The sequence below is a fragment of the Pantoea sp. SORGH_AS_0659 genome (assembly GCF_031453915.1).
In the GTDB taxonomy this organism is placed as follows: Bacteria; Pseudomonadota; Gammaproteobacteria; order Enterobacterales; family Enterobacteriaceae; genus Pantoea; species Pantoea leporis.
The window spans coordinates 1569518-1586131 of record NZ_JAVJAK010000001.1; the positions used below are offsets into that span (position 1 = coordinate 1569518).

General features: G+C 56.5%; 17 protein-coding genes. 13 read left to right on the forward strand and 4 right to left on the reverse strand.

The features are described 5' to 3' along the window. Positions 1-77 precede the first annotated feature (77 nt). Positions 78-1430, forward strand: coding sequence for a GntP family transporter (locus Q3H59_RS07325; RefSeq protein ID WP_309834063.1), 1353 nt, complete (start codon positions 78-80; stop codon positions 1428-1430). A gap of 128 nt (positions 1431-1558) precedes the next feature. Here the strand turns inward: Q3H59_RS07325 and sbcB are convergent, their stop codons facing one another. Next, positions 1559-2980 (reverse strand): exodeoxyribonuclease I, encoded by a 1422-nt coding sequence (sbcB, locus tag Q3H59_RS07330; protein WP_101763407.1) that lies wholly within the window; start codon positions 2978-2980, stop codon positions 1559-1561. Between the two features lie 201 nt (positions 2981-3181). Between sbcB and dacD the strand changes: the two genes are divergently transcribed. The 5 genes from dacD (at position 3182) to Q3H59_RS07355 (ending at position 6958) form a co-directional block, all read left to right on the forward strand. Next, on the forward strand, positions 3182-4348 hold the full coding sequence (gene dacD, locus Q3H59_RS07335) for a serine-type D-Ala-D-Ala carboxypeptidase DacD (protein WP_192233442.1): 1167 nt from the start codon (positions 3182-3184) through the stop codon (positions 4346-4348). A 308-nt stretch (positions 4349-4656) separates the two neighbouring features. Continuing rightward, the gene (locus Q3H59_RS07340) at positions 4657-5715 is read left to right on the forward strand and encodes an FUSC family protein (protein WP_101763409.1); all 1059 of its coding nucleotides are present in this window, start codon (positions 4657-4659) and stop codon (positions 5713-5715) included. 161 nt (positions 5716-5876) lie between these two features. Beyond that, positions 5877-6197, forward strand: a complete 321-nt coding sequence (gene tmaR / locus Q3H59_RS07345; protein WP_008110563.1) for a PTS system regulator TmaR — start codon at positions 5877-5879, stop codon at positions 6195-6197. A 141-nt stretch (positions 6198-6338) separates the two neighbouring features. Further along, on the forward strand, positions 6339-6527 hold the full coding sequence (locus Q3H59_RS07350; protein WP_007891008.1) for a type II toxin-antitoxin system HicA family toxin: 189 nt from the start codon (positions 6339-6341) through the stop codon (positions 6525-6527). A 17-nt stretch (positions 6528-6544) separates the two neighbouring features. Further along, a complete protein-coding gene (locus Q3H59_RS07355; protein WP_101763410.1) occupies positions 6545-6958 on the forward strand; it encodes a type II toxin-antitoxin system HicB family antitoxin in 414 nt (137 codons plus the stop codon). An 87-nt stretch (positions 6959-7045) separates the two neighbouring features. On the opposite strand, the gene Q3H59_RS07360 is transcribed toward Q3H59_RS07355, so the two are convergent. The 3 genes from Q3H59_RS07360 to Q3H59_RS07370 all read right to left on the reverse strand — a co-directional run bounded on the left by Q3H59_RS07360 (position 7046) and on the right by Q3H59_RS07370 (position 9990). Beyond that, complete coding sequence (locus Q3H59_RS07360; protein ID WP_192411558.1) at positions 7046-7873, reverse strand: glycosyltransferase family 8 protein; 828 nt, start codon at positions 7871-7873, stop codon at positions 7046-7048. 18 nt (positions 7874-7891) lie between these two features. After that, positions 7892-9274, reverse strand: a complete 1383-nt coding sequence (locus Q3H59_RS07365) for a D-arabinono-1,4-lactone oxidase (RefSeq protein ID WP_309834073.1) — start codon at positions 9272-9274, stop codon at positions 7892-7894. Between the two features lie 74 nt (positions 9275-9348). Continuing rightward, the gene (locus tag Q3H59_RS07370) at positions 9349-9990 is read right to left on the reverse strand and encodes a TetR family transcriptional regulator (RefSeq protein WP_309834075.1); all 642 of its coding nucleotides are present in this window, start codon (positions 9988-9990) and stop codon (positions 9349-9351) included. Between the two features lie 214 nt (positions 9991-10204). Here Q3H59_RS07370 and Q3H59_RS07375 point away from each other — a divergent pair, with 214 nt between their 5' ends. From Q3H59_RS07375 to Q3H59_RS07405, 7 genes are all read left to right on the forward strand, one after another. After that, the gene (locus Q3H59_RS07375) at positions 10205-11032 is read left to right on the forward strand and encodes a MetQ/NlpA family lipoprotein (protein ID WP_309834077.1); all 828 of its coding nucleotides are present in this window, start codon (positions 10205-10207) and stop codon (positions 11030-11032) included. A gap of 12 nt (positions 11033-11044) precedes the next feature. Then, complete coding sequence (locus Q3H59_RS07380) at positions 11045-12175, forward strand: ATP-binding cassette domain-containing protein (protein WP_309834079.1); 1131 nt, start codon at positions 11045-11047, stop codon at positions 12173-12175. Further along, positions 12156-12812, forward strand: coding sequence for a methionine ABC transporter permease (locus Q3H59_RS07385; protein ID WP_309834081.1), 657 nt, complete (start codon positions 12156-12158; stop codon positions 12810-12812). Before Q3H59_RS07380 ends, Q3H59_RS07385 begins: the two co-directional genes overlap by 20 nt. A gap of 97 nt (positions 12813-12909) precedes the next feature. Continuing rightward, a complete protein-coding gene (locus tag Q3H59_RS07390; protein ID WP_309834082.1) occupies positions 12910-14109 on the forward strand; it encodes a M20 family metallopeptidase in 1200 nt (399 codons plus the stop codon). Positions 14110-14120: 11 nt separating this feature from the next. After that, positions 14121-15425: an NtaA/DmoA family FMN-dependent monooxygenase gene (locus Q3H59_RS07395; protein ID WP_309834084.1), complete on the forward strand. Its 1305-nt coding sequence runs from the start codon at positions 14121-14123 to the stop codon at positions 15423-15425. Positions 15426-15842: 417 nt separating this feature from the next. After that, positions 15843-16100: an AbrB/MazE/SpoVT family DNA-binding domain-containing protein gene (locus Q3H59_RS07400; protein WP_075808466.1), complete on the forward strand. Its 258-nt coding sequence runs from the start codon at positions 15843-15845 to the stop codon at positions 16098-16100. Beyond that, a complete protein-coding gene (locus Q3H59_RS07405; protein ID WP_277973770.1) occupies positions 16101-16433 on the forward strand; it encodes a type II toxin-antitoxin system PemK/MazF family toxin in 333 nt (110 codons plus the stop codon). Positions 16434-16614: the final 181 nt, after the last annotated feature.

Here is a 16614-nt window from a genome sequence, read left to right on the forward strand (position 1 = left end):
TGGGTAAGTCATACCTGAATTCGTCAATACCAGATAGAGCTGTACCCAAACTATACTAATTAAATCAGAGGATTATCATGTCTACCGCGTTGTTGTTAGCCATTGCTACCGCCAGCATTGTGATCTTGCTGCTGCTGGTGATTAAAACCAAAGTTCACCCCTTCGTGGCGCTGCTGATTGTCAGCTTGCTGGTGGCGATTGCGACCGGCATTCCAGCCGACAAAATTATGGAAACCATCTTTAGCGGGATGGGTAACTTGCTGGGGCATATCACCATTATCATCGTGCTGGGGGCGATGCTCGGCGCAGTGATTGAAGCCTCGGGCGGTGCCGAGTCGCTGGCACAACGCTTCAGTAAATCGCTGGGTATCAAGCGGACCGTGGCGGCGCTGACCATGGCGGCGTTTATCCTCGGCATTCCGGTGTTCTTCGAAGTCGGCTTTATCATCGTGATACCGCTGATTTATGGCTTCACCAAAGTGGCGCGCGTGTCACCGCTGAAGTTTGGCTTGCCGATGGCGGGCGTGATGCTGACGGTGCATGTGGCGCTGCCAACCCATCCCGGCGCGGCGGCGGCGGCGGGCATTCTGCACACTGATATGGGCTGGCTGATGATGCTCGGTATCCTGATCTCGATTCCGGTGGGTATCGTCGGTTATTACGTCGCGAAAGCGATGAACCTGCGCCAATATCATCTTTCCGTTGATGTATTAGAACAGCTGCAGCTGGCGAAGCCGGAAGGCAAGCCGAAGAACGACGCGCCAGCGCCGGGTGCACTGACCATTACCGGTCTGATTGTTGTGCCGATTCTGTTGATCGTCATGGGCACCGTCGCGCATACCACGCTGGCTGAAGGCAGCAAGCTGCGTGCGGTGATGACGGTGATCGGTACGCCAGCCATTGCGTTGCTGATTGCGCTGGGACTGGCGGCATGGCTGCTTGGTGTGCGTCGCGGCTGGAGCAAAGAGAAACTGGAAGATCTCACCGGACGTGCGATTCCCAGCTCCGCCAGCGTGATTCTGGTGGCGGGCGCGGGCGGTGCGTTTGGTAAGGTGCTGGTGGAATCGGGCGTGGGCAAAGCGCTGGCGTTGACGCTGGAAACCTTGCATCTGCCATTAGTTCCGGCGGCCTTTATTCTGTCGCTGGCGCTGCGTGCTTCGCAGGGGTCGGCAACGGTGGCGATTCTGACCACCAGCGGCTTGTTAAGCCAGGCGGTGGGCGATGTAACGGATATGCAGCGCGTGTTGGTGACGCTGGCGGCCTGTTTCGGTGGGTTAGGTTTGTCGCACGTCAATGATGCGGGTTTTTGGGTGGTGACGCGCTATCTGGGCTTGTCAGTGGCCGATGGTCTGAAGACCTGGACGGTATTGACGACGGTGATGGGGCTGAGCGGTTTCGCATTGACGTGGCTGGTGTGGGGGATGATTTAAGGGTTTTCCCTCACCCTAACCCTCTCCCACAGGGAGAGGGAACCGATCGAGCGCTCACGCCAGCATTTGGCAGCGTCTCCCTCTCCCTGTGGGAGAGGGCCGGGGTGAGGGCATCAAATCGCAGAGAACTAAGACACCAGCTCCTGCGCATACAAATACAGCGCCTTCAGCTGCGCCATCTTCTCCGTATTCCCCTCATGCAAACTCGCCAGCGACTCCAGCTCCAGCAAGAACGCCTGCACGCGCTCGGCATTCAGCGCTTCGCGGCGATGCTGCAACCAGCGCTGCTGTTCGGCGTCATCCAGGGTGCCGGGGAAGTTGCGCGCACGGTAACGGAACAACAATTTAGCAATGCGCTTGTCGTCGAAGGTCAAATCCAGCGCCGGTAAGTTCTGCGGCGGCGTCTGGCGGATGATATTCATGCCAGCGCGATCGGCATCGCTAAAGAAACCGTCATACAACTGCGCGTCAACATCATCTGACGGGGTAAACGGCTCGGCGTCGGCAAACAGCGCCACCACTTTCTCACGCACTTCCGCGTGGTCACGCAGCAGCTTGAGGTTTGCAAGGCACTGCTGACGATCGATGTTGAGGCGCGCGGCATCTTCCGGACGCAGCGTGCTGGCAGGCGCCAGCACCGGACACTTATTAATGTGCACCAGCTTGATCGGCACCGCAGGCAGATCGCCCAAATCGCTGTGGCGGGTATATAAACGCTCGCGCAGTTCGTCAGATTCCAGCGTCAGCAGCGGCGACATATCACCGGCCAAATCGGCGACAATCAGCGCGTTACGGTTATCCGGATGCCACGCCAGCGGCACAATCCAGCTGGTGTTACCGCGCGCCGCACCGAACATGCCGGAGACGTGCACCAGCGGTTTCATCTGCGGGATATCAATCAGCGTCATCAGTTTCTGTTTGTTGCGATGGGTAAACAGAAACTCAAACAGCTTCGGCTGCTTCTCTTTTACCAGTTTTGCCATCGCCAGCGTGGCATAAACGTCGGACATCGCATCGTGCGCCTGTTCGTGCGCTACGCCGTTGGCCTTAGTGAGATGCTCCAGCTTGAAGCTGGGGAAGCCATCGTCATTCTCCGGCCACTCAATGCCTTCCGGACGCAGCGCGTAGCAGGCGCGCATCACATCGAGTAAATCCCAGCGCGAATTGCCGTTCTGCCAGCTCCAGCCATAAGGATCAAAGAAGTTGCGATAGAAGATATTGCGCGTCACTTCATCATCAAAACGCACATTGTTGTAACCAATCACACAGGTTTGCGGCTCGCTAAACAGGCCATGAATGCGTTCGGCAAACGCCGCCTCGGTCACGCCGCGCGCTTTGGCGGTTTGCGGCGTAATGCCGGTGATCATCACCGCTTCCGGCTGCGGCAGATAATCGTCGGCTGGCTGGCAATAAAACACCTGCGGTTCACCTACTGCATTGAATTCTTTATCGGTACGCAGGCCCGCGAACTGCGCCGGACGGTCCAGCGACGGGCTTTTACCGAAGGTTTCATAATCGTGGAATAAGAAGGTGAACTCAGAGGCGGGCACGGCGTTATCCTGGCAATGGAGAATCAACGCACAGGATAGTCGTCCATGGGTAGCAGTACAACCTCGATCATCCTCGCTGCGAGCAGGCGCGCAGCATTTATGCGCAGTTCATACTTTTTTTCAATTTATTCAGATCTGTAAGCGCTATTTGCCGTAAAACGTGCGGCGGTAAATTCATTTTTTGATTTTGAGGAAGAAGTGTTGAAAAGGCGTCTGCTGGTAACTGTATCTGGAATAATTATTTGGGCATCGTGGGCGCAGGCTGACGACAGCATGCCATTTCCCCTGACACCCCCGCCGATTGATGCGGCTTCATGGGTGTTGATGGACGCCACCACCGGACAAATTCTCACCGCTGGCAATCCGGATGAAGAGCGTAACCCGGCCAGCCTGACCAAACTGATGACCGGCTATGTCGTGGATCGCGCTATCGATCAGAATAAAATCAGCCGCGATGACAAAGTCACTATCGGCAAAGATGCGTGGGGCGCAGGCAATCCGGTGTTCAAAGGCTCCTCGCTGATGTTCCTCAAGCCGGGCGATCAGGTCACGGTGCGCGACCTGATGCGCGGCGTGATCATCGATTCTGGTAACGATGCCTGCGTAGCGCTGGCGGACCACGTGGCCGGCAGCGAAAGCAGCTTCGTCACCATGATGAACAGCTACGTGCAGAAACTCGGCCTGTCGCACACCCATTTTGAAACCGTGCACGGCCTCGATGCGCCGGGCCAGCACACCACCGCACGCGATCTGGCGGTGCTGTCGCGCGCCATCATCAGCGGCGAGCCCGATTTCTACGCCATGTACGGGGAGAAAACCCTGACGTGGAACGGCATCACCCAAAACAACCGCAACGGCTTGCTGTGGGATCAAAATCTGCACGTCGATGGGCTGAAAACCGGCCACACCGAAAGCGCCGGTTTTAACATCATCGCTTCCAACGTCGTCGGACGTCATCGCCTGATTGCGGTGATCATGGGCGGCAAGAGCCCGAAAGGGCGTGAAGATCAGGCGCGCAAGCTGCTGGTGTGGGGCCAAAACAGCTTTGATACCGTGCAACTGTTCCACGCAGGCAAAAAAATCGGTAGCGAAAACGTCTGGTACGGCAATCCGCATAAGGTCGATGTCGGCACCACGCAGGATATCTACCTGTCGCTGCCGCGCACCGAAGTGGCCAACGTGATGGCGAAATACGTTATTGATCGCAAAGATCTGGAAGCGCCGCTGAAAGCGGGCGAGCAGATTGGCGAAATTCAGGTGATGGACAAAGATAAGCAGTTGGCCAGCTATCCGCTCTACGCGCTGCAAGCGGTGGAAGAGGCAGGCATCATTACGCGCATCAGCGATTACGTGAAACAGAAACTGTAATCTGTCGCGTCTTTCCGCGTCATCATCGTCGCCGTGATGCGGCGATGATGACACAATCGCTGTTGGCGTTGCAGACCAGAAAGGTGTGCTGGTGTACGATGACATGATTTTCCGATCGCCATTCATGGCAACCGTTTTAATGCACGCACCAAACACGCTGCGTTACATCAATGTTTCTATTGAGAAAACCTGATGTAATATCCATGTTGTATTTCAGCAAAACCTGAAAAATAATTGCGTTCGACCCTGATGATGCAGCCGTGCCCAGGGTAACATAGCGCGCAAATTTTTAGCGTTCCCGGACAACCATGTTACGCGCTGACAAGCCCATCTCGCAGATTGAGTTCTGGTTCTACCGCCACTATCGCACCGTACACGGCGTGCGTATCGCTATCGCCTTTGTGCTGTGTTTCCTGTTTGTGCGGCTCACCGACATTCCCGAAGGCACCTGGCCTCTGATTACGCTGGTGGTCGTGATGGGGCCGATTTCCACCTGGGGCAACGTGCTGCCGCGCGTGGTGCAGCGCATTAGCGGCACTTTTGCCGGTCTGATTTCTGGCCTGATCGCGCTCAAGCTTGAGCTGTTTTCACTGCCGGTGATGCTGGTGTGGTGCGCCGTTGTGATGGTGGTCTGTGGCTATCTGACGCTGGGAAAACATCCCTACATGGCGCTGCTGATCGGCATCACGCTCGGCGTGGTGGTTGGCGCACCGGCCGGGGATTTCACCATCGCCATGTGGCGCGGAGGCGATGTGATTCTCGGTTCACTGATGGCGCTGCTGTTCAGCGCCATCTGGGCGCAGCGCGCCTATACGCATTGGCGCATCCAGTTATCGGATGCGTTTATCGCCATGGCCAAACTGCATCACACCGGCTTCTCCGCCAATTTGCTGGAGAAGCCGCGGCTGAATAAACCTTTTCAGAAATTGCTGAGCAGCGTGATCAAAATGCGCGCGCTGCTGGAGCCGGCGAGTAAAGAGACGCGCATTCCGAAATCGGTGTTTGAGGCGATCCAAACCATCAATCGCAATCTGGTCAACACCATGCAGATGCAAATTGATGCATGGTGGTCGTCGCGTGAAAGCCACTTGATTATGCTCAACGCGCCTACGCTGCGCCGCACCCAGCAGATGACAGAAGACACGCTAAATGCGCTGGCCACGCTGATGGTGAAAGGCGAAACCGAGCAGATCACCGCCAACAGCCACGCGCTGGAGGAGATCACCCAGGAACTGGAGCAGCTGATTGCTAATCGCAGCGGACGTTCCGAAACCACGGCGATTTACGGCTACGTTTGGCTGAGCCTTGAACAGGCGCGTCAGCTGGAGCGTATGACTGATTTAGTGCGTCTGGCGCTGCGTAAATAGTTTTCTCAGGCAAGGACTTAATGTGAATCACCCTTTCTTTGCGCTAAGATAAGCGCCAGTCCGAATTTAGCGGTGAGAATTGCAACCCTGGCGGCCAAGCCGCTAAGCTAAACGTTATGACTATTCCGCCTGCCGACGCAGGCCTCAAGAAAGGTGCCAACATGGAAAATGCCAAGCAATCATTTCAGGACGTACTGGAGTTTGTGCGTATGTTCCGTCGTAAAAACAAACTGCAGCGCGAAATCGTGGATAACGAGAAGAAAGTCCGTGATAACCAGAAACGTGTGCTGCTGCTGGACAACCTGAGTGAATACATCAAACCCGGCATGAGCATCGAGGCGGTGCAGGAAATTATCGCCAGCATGCGTGTGGACTATGAAGACCGCGTTGATGAGTACATCATCAAAAACGCTGACCTCTCCAAAGAGCGTCGCGAGCTGTCGAAGAAGTTGAAAGCGATGGGCGAGCCAAAAGCGCAATAAATTTCCATTCACCACTCATCTTGAGGTCGTCATTTATGACGACCTTTTTATTTGGGAAAAAGATAACCCCAATAACTCTTCTTGCGATTTAGAGTTATTGGGGTTATTTTTTATGCTTTCAGGACGCGGTAAGGCAATGGCATGGATAGCAGATCATTAATGGCCGAGATCAAGGCCGATGGCTGGGAACTGATACGAGTAAACGGTAGCCATCACCATTTTGTCCATCCGGTAAAAAAAGGGCTGGTGACGATACCGCACCCCAAAAAGGATTTGCCGATCAAAACGGTGAAAAGTATCAGGAAACAAGCCGGACTGACTGTCCATTAATTCGAAAGAGGTGACGTATGTTCTATCCCATCGCGATTGAGGCGGGCGACCAAAGCACGGCATTTGGCGTCACGGTGCCGGATTTGCCGGGCTGTTTTTCTGCTGGAGATACGCTGGAAGCGGCGGTAACAAATGCCAAAGAGGCGATTATCGGCCATCTGGAGCTGCTGGTAGAATTAGAGCAGGACATCCCGGCGGTTTCTGAATTGAAATCGTTGATGAAAGATCCGCAATATGCAGGTTATGTTTGGGTACTTATTGATGTGGATGTCACTCGCATTTTGGGCGGGTCCGAGAAAATCAATGTAACCTTGCCAAAACTGCTGATTGATCGCATTGACCGCTGCGTAGCAACGCATCCCGAATTCAAAACCCGTTCAGGTTTTTTGGCGCAGGTCGCGCTTGAGCGCATTGCGAAGACCCGTTCATAAGCTTCGTAGGAAACCCATTCGCGGCGAACTGGCCCGCAGTAACGGGCAATTCATATGAAACAGCGCGACGAATCGCGCTGTTTTTTTTTATTCCGCCGCTAACTCCCACCATAGCTTATCCAGCGCGTAGTAGCGGTCGCGTTCCGATTCAGGCTGATTCAAGTCGCGTTTCCACGGCTTCGCCAGAATAAAGTGCAGGTTCTTCACTTCATCTTCGCGCCACGTCTTACTGTGCTGGAACGGCAAGGTTTTCAGCGCATTGTATTTGTACGAAAGCGGCAGCCAGCGATCCTCGAACACTTCATTAAGCAAATCCTGCTCCGAGAACGGGTAGCGGCGCAGATCGGTAATGCCCGCCACTTTCTCCTGCAGCCACGCAAACACCGCCAGATCCGGCTTCAGCACCAAAAAACCGCCGTTCAGGTAGCGATCGAGCGTGGACGGTGCCGGTTCGCCGCGATCCTGCCAGGTATAGTGACAATTCTCTGGCTGCCAGCTGGCGGGATAACTGGCGATCTTGTTGGGATTGCAGCGACAGGCGTGGCACGCTGCCAGCGCATGCTTGCCCAGATCGAGCGTAAACAGCTCATCCATGTTGCGCAGCACCAGCATGTCGGCATCGAGAAATACTACGCGCTCACAATCAACCAGCTCCCACGCGCGCAGCTTGCTCCACACTTCTCCGAACTGCGCCGAGGCGTAATGCTGCTCCAGTTCGGCGTTTGGCATCAGCGGATCCACCGGATGGATCACGCAGCCCAGCGCCTGCAACGCTTCACGCGTCTCCAGATCGATGGCGTCGGTGACCATGACAATCAGCGGCCAGCGGGTTTCGCTGCGCTTAAGCGAGCGGTGCAGCGCCTTCACGCCAATGAAATAGTCCGGCTGCGTTAACAGCGTTACCCATGCAAACATGGTTTCTCCCCTTCAAACTTAATCAAACAAAGCAGTGACATAGTCATTGCTAAAACGGCGTTGTGGATCGAGCTGGTCGCGCACCGCGCGGAAAGCGTCCCACTGCGGATAGATATCGCGCCACTGATAGCGCTGCGGATCGTAATATTTGCCCCAGTGCGGACGTCCGCCTTCGGCCGCCAGCAGCTTCTCGACTTCAGTGAGAAAATGCAGGCCATCCTGCGACAGCGAACCGTCATCAGCGTAATAAACCACAAAGCCAAAGAAGCAGGTGGCGTGCTGATACGCCGGGCTGAGCCAGCCTTCAGACGCGCCGGTACAGCGCAGAATGATCGGATAGTGCATGTGCGGATGATTCTCGGCATACCACGCTTTGATCTTGCTGATAATCTGCGGCGTTTTCTCCAGCGGCACGCCGATCTCGACGTTGATCTGCGGCACGGCAATGCCGCGACAAAATAGCTGATAGATATCGCCGCTGATGTCGGTGAAATCGCGGAAGCGCGTCACGGTGCGGAACTGTTTGCCGCCTTTGCCGTGAATCTGCGTATCGCGATGCATCTGCGCCAGCGTCTGGTCGATGGTGTCATTCAGGCTGCTGTCGGTGTCATCGCCATGCTCAATCACCTCGCGCTGATTGGCGTGCCATGCCTGCGAATCTTCAGCGCTGGCTTCGTGCGCGTTCCACACGTGCATCAGATTGTCATCGACAAACCACCAGGCTTTGCTCATCTCATACTGCTGGTTCCATTCGATCAGATCGTTCTCCAGCGTATCGGCGGAGACGGCGAATTTGTGGCAGGTAAACAGGCGGAAAGGGCGGGTGCGCAGCGTCACGGCCGTCACAATGCCCAGGCTGCCGAGCGAAACCTGTGCGGCAGCGAAATCGGACTCACCGCGCACAAATTCACGCACGCTGCCGTCAGCCAACACCATGCGGATGCGCAGCGCTTCATCGGCGATGGAGCTTTGTGCTAAACCCTGGCCGTGCGTGCCGGTGGCCATTGCGCCCGCCAGCGTCTGCACCGCAATCACGCCCGGCGACGAGGCCAGCATGCGATCCATCTCGGTTAAGGTGCTGTAAACCTGCTCCAGCGGCGTACCGGCGGCAAAGGTGATGCTCTCTTCGTCTTGGGCGATCACGCCGTTGAACGCGCTGAGATCCAGCAGCAAATCCTGCTCATCAACGCCCAGCATGCGGCCCGGCGACAAGCGGTTGCCCAGCACGCGCACTTTGCCGCTGGCGGTGCGCAGCAGTTGTTGCAACTCCGCTTCAGTTTGCGGCTGATGTAACTGACTGCGCTGACCAACCACCGAGTTTTGCGCCCAGTTCCACAGTGCGCTGTCCTGGTCGGTATTCTGCGTATGGCGTAAGGGATAAAGGTGGGGATCTTTGTTCACTACGGCGTTCCTTAGTCTGTGGTCTGTGACGGTCCCAAATTTAAAAGCGTAGACCATCAGCGCGCAGCCGCAGCCTACGGGGCTTTGCGCACATAACGCAGCGTGGCGGTGACGGCTAACTGGCGGTTGCGACGGATGCTGTCTTCCTCGCTATCGTTCGGCGTGAACAGCGTGTGAAAGGTGTAGCGATTGGAGACGTGATGCACACAAATGCTGCTCAGCAAGCGGTGCACATCTACGGTATCCAACCCAGCAATAAACAGCCCTTGCTGCTGGCCGCGCGTCAGAATGTCATCCAGCACATCGAGTGCACTTTTGTTCAGCGCCTTGATGCGTTCGGATTGCATGATGTAGCGCCCGCGCAGCAGGTTTTCGGTACACACCAGCCGCATAAAATCCGGATGCGAAACGTGGTAATCAAAGCTGGCTTCCACCAGTTTGGTCATCGCCAGTTCCGGTGCCATCTCGGCGAGATTAAGGCCGGTTTCATGCTGCCGAATCGCCTGATACACCTGCTCCAGCACCTCAATATAGAGCTGCTCTTTATTGCCGAAGTGATACACCACCATGCGTTTAGTGGTATGCGCGTGCTCAGCGATCTGCTCCAGCCGCGCGCCCTGCATACCGAACTCGGCGAACATTTTCAGCGCACCAGCAAGAATGCGCTTCTTAAGCCCTTCAGGGTCATTTTTTCGTTTAGGTGTGGTGTTCGACATAGCGCTTATAGTAACAAGTCCATCAAAAGGGGGAGGATAGCACAGCCCTTTCTCGCGTGTGGCGATGCGAGCGGCGCGGCGGCTTTATGCTTTTCAGGAATAGCATTCCTGAATAAATCATAATGCAGGAATAAGCATCTGCGTATACTGCGGTCAACTGTCGTTACGACAGCTAATTTTGACTCGCGCAATTATAACGATTAGGAAGCACTTTATGCACACACGTCTGTCAGCAGTAAAAAATAAATTCCTGTTAACGGCTGGCGCCTTGCTGCTGGCCAGCGCGGCGCTGTCGCCGCTGTCCATCGCGCACGCGGCGGACAAAACCTCGGTAAAAGTCGGCATTATGAGCGGCGAAGATGAAGACGTCTGGCGCGAAGTGATCAAACAAGCGGCGGCGAAAGGCTTAACGGTGAAAACCGTCATTTTCAACGATTACAACCAGCCGAACGAAGCGCTGCAAAACGGCGAAGTGGATGCCAACGCCTTCCAGCATCAGCCGTTCCTCAATAACCAAATCAAGGTCAATCACTACGACATCGTACGCGTCGGCGATACCGCCGTGTGGCCGATTGGTCTCTACTCGAAGAAAGTGAAAAGCGCCAAAGCGCTGAAAGAGGGCGCATTGATTGGCGTGCCAAACGATCCCTCTAACGAAGCGCGCGGTCTGGTGCTGCTTGAGCAACAAGGCCTGATCAAACTGAAGCCGGGCGTCGGCATCGCGGCCACCACCGCCGATATCACCGCCAATCCGCATCATCTGAAAATCAAAGAGCTGGATTCCGGCATCATCGGCCGCTCCGTTCCTGATCTGGATGCCGCCGTCGTCAACACCGATTGGGCGCTGAAAAGTGGCCTGACCGCCGAAGATCGCATTGCGCAGGAGCCGGTAAAAGATAACCCGTACAACAACTTTATTGCGGTGAAGAAAGAGAACGTCAGCGCGCCGTGGGTGAAAACGCTGGTGGCTTCTTATCAGAACGATGCCGTGAAGACCGTGTTTGACAAGGTCTACAAAGGCACGGGCGAAACGGCCTGGTAAGGAACGATAAAGATGACGTTATTCTCAGCAGCCGAAACGCCCTTTACCGCCGTGAAACGCGGCGTGGCGGAAAGTGCCCATGACGAGGCGCAGGTGAAGTTTCGCGACAGCGGCAGCGTGGTGCGCCTGCAAGGTGTGTCACGTCGTTTTGGACAAACCCAGGCGCTGCGCGACATCTCGTTGACGGTGCAGAAAGGCGAAATCCTTGGCCTGATCGGACGCAGCGGCGCGGGGAAATCCACGCTGATCCGCTGTCTCAACGGGCTGGAACAACCTGATGAAGGCGTCATTGAAATCGAAGGCCGTAACATCACCGGCCTGTCAGAAAAACAGCTGCAAACGGTGCGCAGCCGCGTTGGCATGGTGTTCCAGCACTTCAATCTGTTATCAGCAAAAACGGTGGCGCAGAACGTCGCGCTGCCGCTGAAAATCGCCGGCATGGAAAAAGCGCAACGCCAGCAGCGCGTGGCGGAACTGCTGGCGCTGGTGGGATTGGCGGACAAAGCGCAAAGCTATCCGGCGGCGTTATCCGGCGGCCAAAAACAGCGGGTTGGCATTGCCCGCGCGCTGGCGGCCAGCCCGGCGCTGCTGCTGTGCGACGAAGCCACCTCGGCGCTCGATCCGGAAACCACGCGCTCGATTCTGGCGCTGCTCAAATCCCTGAATCAAAAACTCGGCATCACCATTTTGCTGATTACTCATGAGATGGAAGTGATCAAATCCGTGGCGCATCGCGTGGCGGTGATTGATGCCGGTGAAATCATTGAGCAAGGTCCGGTTTGGCAGGTGTTTGCGCATCCGCAATCGGCCCTGACGCGCACGCTGCTGCGCGGTTTACTGCCGCAGCTGCCGGAAAATATTGCTGCGCGCCTCAGCGATGACAAGCAGGGCGACGCCATCTACAGCGTGCACTTTGCCGGTGACGATGCGCAGGGCGATCTGCTCACCCGCTTTGCCGGTGCGCTGCCGGGCAAATTCCGTCTGCTGCAGGGCGGCATCGATCACATCCAGCACTACGCGGTGGTGCGTTTCTTTATTGCGCTCCCGGCAGCCAACGCGGCCGACGAGCAACAGATTCTCAGCTGGCTGCACGCGCAGCAGGCTCAAGTGGAGTTGGTGGGTTATGTCGCCAGTCATGATTGATCTTTTACTCAATGCGTTAGGCGAAACGGTTTTAATGACGGTGATTTCCGGCCTGTTTTCGCTGGTGGCGGGCTTGCCGCTCGGCCTGATTCTGGTGATGACCAGCCCCGGCGGCATCGCCGAACATCGCGGCGTGAATCGCGTGCTGGGCCTGATCATCAACAGCTTCCGCTCGCTGCCGTTCATTATTCTGCTGGTGGCGTTAATTCCCTTTACCCGTTTTCTGGTCGGCACCTCGCTCGGCACCTGGGCAGCAATTGTGCCGCTGTCGATCACCGCCACGCCTTACTTCGCGCGCGTGGCGGAAGTGTCGCTGCGTGATGTCGATCGCGGCCTGATTGATGCGGTGCGCGCCATGGGCGCCAGCAAGCTGCGCATTGTCTGGGACGTGCTGATCCCGGAAGCGCTGCCCGGCATCTTGTCGGGATTTGTGGTTACGCTGGTGGCGCTAATTGGTGCTTCGGCGATGGCCGGCGCGATTGGCGCAGGCGGACTGGGCGATTTGGCGATCCGTTATGGCTATCAGCGCTTTGAAACCTCAGTGATGATCGCGGTGATCGCGGTGCTGATTGTGCTGGTGTGCAGCATTCAGTGGCTCGGCGACCGGTTAGTGCAGCGTATTGATAAGCGCCATTGATTATCACTGATGCGCGATAAATCGCGCCGCTACGAATACCTGCATCTAAGGTAGCGGCGCAATCTATTGCGCATTGTTTTGCCAAAGGAGAATGCTCATGTCGCTGAATCCACTTCAGCTCACGCTCGAAAACAGCCTCGAACAACACAGCGCCGCTTATCTCAAGGTATCGCAGGCGATATTCCAAAATCCCGAAACCGGCAACAACGAATATTTTGCCAGTGAGCGACTCACGCAACTACTTAGCGCTGAGGGCTTTGCGGTCACGCGCAACGTCGCCGGACATGAAACCGCGTTCTACGCGGTGAAGGCCAGCGACAAACCGGGCCCCACCATCGCTTTTCTCGCGGAATATGACGCGCTGATCGGCATCGGTCACGCCTGCGGTCATAACCTGATTGGCACCACCAGCGTGGCGGCGGCCATCACGCTCGCGCAGGTGCTGGATCAAACCGGCGGGCGCGTAGTGGTATTAGGCACGCCAGCGGAAGAGGGCGGATTGGGCGGACCGGGCGGACCCAAAGGCAACGTGAAAAAGCGCTTTGTCGAAGCCGGCTACCTCAAAGATGTCGACGTGGCGCTGATGGTGCATCCTTCGGGCAAAACCCGCCTGACTGAATCGACGCTCGCCAATAATCATCTCTATTTCCACTTCTACGGCAAGCCGTCGCACGCCGCCAGCGCGCCCCATGAAGGGATCAACGCGCTGGATGCGCTGGTGCTGCTCTACAACGGCATCAGCGTGTTGCGTCAGCAACTGCCGGATGGCGTGCGCGTGCACGGCATTATCACCAACGGCGGCCAGGCCCCGAACGTGATCCCGGAATACGCCTCCGCGCATTACTACATCCGCGCGGACAGCCGCGAAGTGGTGGAATCCCTTGAGCCGCGTCTGCGTGCCATTGCTGAAGGCGTGGCGCTTGCGACCGGCGCGCGCGTCGAGATTGACCATCAGATTGGCCCGCGCGATTTCAAACTCAACTCAGCGCTGGATGCCTTGCTGCTGGAAGAGTTCACCGCGGCAGGCGAACAGGTTGATCTCTCGCCGCAGAAAAACAAAGTCTCCACCGATGCTGGCGACATCAGCCACGCGGTGCCTACGGCGCATCCGTGGCTGAAAATCGGCCCCGACGATCTGATTTTCCACACCGTGCCGTTCCGTGAAGCGGCCAACTCAGCGCGCGGCTATCAGGCGCTGCTGATTGGCGCGCGCGTGCTGGCACGCACCGGCTTACGTCTGCTGACCGATGCGGACGCCTTAAACAACGTCAAAGCGGATTTCGCGCGACAACCATAAAGGAGAGTGTTGTGTCGCAAACCTATCGCAGAAAACTGAAAACGCTGGTCGGCGCCAGCAGTGTGATTTCCGCCGCCAATGACAGCCAGCCCGGCGTGGGCATCACGCGCGCCATCGAACTGGCGAAAATTGCCGAGCGCGAAAAAATCACCGGCCTGTTCACCGCCGATTTGCTGCAGGCCGATGCGGCCGGATTAGCGGGCACCACCGGCACGCAAGATCCGCTGATTGCGCTGGCGGCATTGAGCCAGGTCACTTCGCACATCGGTTTAATCGCTACCGTCAGCACCAGCTGGCTGCATCCGTATAATCTGGCGCGTCAGGTCGGCACGCTCGATCACATCAGCGGCGGTCGCGCGGGCTGGAACGCGGTAACGTCATCGGTAGGTGAGGAGAACTTCGGTGAAAGCCAGCTGCCGCCACCGCAGGAGCGCTACGCGCGCGCCACTGAATTTATTGAAGTGATGAACGCGCTGTATGACGCCAACGAACGCGCGGCAGTGCAGCGCACCGCCAGCGGCGGCATTCGTCTCGACCACAGCAAACTGCATCCGATTCACTATCGCGGCGACTATTTCCAGGTGGCGGGACCGCTTAACGTACCGCCGCCGCCACAGCGCCGTCCGGTGCAGTTCCAGGCGGGCCAATCCGACGCGGGCGTCACGCTCGGCGCACGTTATGCCGAGGTGATTTACACCTCGCAGCCCACGTTTGATGCCGCGCAAACCTTCGTGGCTGATGTGCAGCAGCGGGCGCGACGTTTTGGCCGCGAACATAATCCGCCGCTGATCATGAACTCGTTCCACGCCATCATTGGCGACAGCGACGCCGATGTGGCGCGCCGTCTGCGCGATAAGCATGAACGCATCAACTATGAACAGGGCAGATTACGCGTGGCCGACATGCTGGGCGGCGAGGTGGATCTGCGCGATGTGCCGCTCGACCAACCGCTGCCCGCCGCGTTAATTCCCGAACTGGCGCAGGTGCATCGTCGTCAGGGGCGCGCCGCCATTTTCCGTGGCTATGCGCTGGAAGGATTAACCCTGCGCGAGCTGATCATCAAAGCCGAAGAGACCGGCCACTGGTTTGTAGCCGGTACGCCAGAAACCCTGGCCGATGCCATCGAACAGCGCTACCGCGCCGGCGTGCTGGATGTGATTTCACTGCATGGACTCGGCCAGCCCGATCAGCAGGATTTGCTGCTCAACGGCCTGCTGCCAGAACTGCGTCGCCGCCAGCTGATAGATAACGATTATGTCGGCAACGATTTCCGCAGCAGTCTGGAGCTGGCTCCGCTGCCAAACGCTATCGATTAACCTAAACCAGGTGCGCGCTTATGCGCACATGGTTGGCGGTCACCATACGAAGCGCTTATTCAAGTTAAAGCTCAGTCACTGCAAGCAAGGTTACGGAAGCTGCGCCGCATTTTGTTTATCCGATCCGTCATAATCCTTTGAACTGCAAAAACAGTTTTCTATTATCGGCCTTCTTTGTTACGCACTAAGCTCCCGCCTGTACAAAATGCTTCATGACCTGAAAGAAGCGCCTTATGTATCAGGATGGTCGCCGTTTTATCGGCAACGCCGCCTTTGAAAACGGCTGAATCTGTCCTTCGATGGATTAAGGCTTTCTTCACGCTTTATTACGCTAAGGAAATCACAATGAATCAGATGAATAATTGTGCATCGCCTGCTGTAGATGTTATATTAAAATATAATATCAGGAGGTGCTCTATGTATACAACTCGCCTTAAAAAGGTCGGCGGATCCATCATGCTGGCGGTTCCCCCCGCCGTGCTGAAAACGCTGGAGCTGTCGATGGGCAGCGAAGTGGGTATGACTATTGATAATGGCTGCCTGATTATTGAACCCCAGAAACGGCCCCGTTATTCGCTTGAGGAACTGCTGGCGCAGTGCGATCCGCACGCCGAAATGAGTGAAGAGGATCGTGAATGGATTGATGCGCCTGCGGTGGGCAAGGAGATCCTGTAAATGGACAGAGGGGAAATCTGGCTTGTTTCACTGGATCCGATTGCCGGCCACGAGCAAAGCGGAAAACGTCCGGTGCTTATCGTATCGAAGGCATCATTTAACACGCTCACCCGGTTGCCCGTTGTTGTCCCTGTGACCAGCGGCGGAAACTTTGCTCGCGAAGCCGGTTTCACCGTTTCACTGGACGGGGCGGGAACAAAAACAACGGGCGTGATCCGCTGCGACCAGCCCAGAACCATTGATATGGGAGCCCGAAATGGTAAGCGACTGGAGCGCATACCCGACGCTGTCGTGAATGAGGTGCTGGCTCGACTGGAAGCCATTCTGAGCTGATATTTTTTATGTAACCTGAACGAGGGCGCTGTCACATACAGCGCCCTCATTTTTTATAACAACAAGTGATTAAAAAATCTTTTGCTGGTAAAAACAGTTTCTCCTTTCCCCGCCAGCGGCACTGGCGTAGTCTCCCCCTTGCTCTATGCTGTCGTAGACAGCGCCCAACGCTTCACAACCT

Coding starts and splice junctions, on each gene's coding strand:
- Q3H59_RS07375 (WP_309834077.1), top strand. CDS start 10,205: ATGCACACACGTCTGTCAGCAGTAAAAAATAAATTCCTGTTAACGGCT.
- Q3H59_RS07370 (WP_309834075.1), bottom strand. CDS start 9,990: ATGTCGAACACCACACCTAAACGAAAAAATGACCCTGAAGGGCTTAAG.
- Q3H59_RS07340 (WP_101763409.1), top strand. CDS start 4,657: ATGTTACGCGCTGACAAGCCCATCTCGCAGATTGAGTTCTGGTTCTAC.
- Q3H59_RS07380 (WP_309834079.1), top strand. CDS start 11,045: ATGACGTTATTCTCAGCAGCCGAAACGCCCTTTACCGCCGTGAAACGC.
- Q3H59_RS07325 (WP_309834063.1), top strand. CDS start 78: ATGTCTACCGCGTTGTTGTTAGCCATTGCTACCGCCAGCATTGTGATC.
- Q3H59_RS07350 (WP_007891008.1), top strand. CDS start 6,339: ATGGATAGCAGATCATTAATGGCCGAGATCAAGGCCGATGGCTGGGAA.
- Q3H59_RS07390 (WP_309834082.1), top strand. CDS start 12,910: ATGTCGCTGAATCCACTTCAGCTCACGCTCGAAAACAGCCTCGAACAA.
- Q3H59_RS07355 (WP_101763410.1), top strand. CDS start 6,545: ATGTTCTATCCCATCGCGATTGAGGCGGGCGACCAAAGCACGGCATTT.
- tmaR (WP_008110563.1), top strand. CDS start 5,877: ATGGAAAATGCCAAGCAATCATTTCAGGACGTACTGGAGTTTGTGCGT.
- Q3H59_RS07385 (WP_309834081.1), top strand. CDS start 12,156: ATGTCGCCAGTCATGATTGATCTTTTACTCAATGCGTTAGGCGAAACG.
- Q3H59_RS07405 (WP_277973770.1), top strand. CDS start 16,101: ATGGACAGAGGGGAAATCTGGCTTGTTTCACTGGATCCGATTGCCGGC.
- Q3H59_RS07360 (WP_192411558.1), bottom strand. CDS start 7,873: ATGTTTGCATGGGTAACGCTGTTAACGCAGCCGGACTATTTCATTGGC.
- Q3H59_RS07400 (WP_075808466.1), top strand. CDS start 15,843: ATGTATACAACTCGCCTTAAAAAGGTCGGCGGATCCATCATGCTGGCG.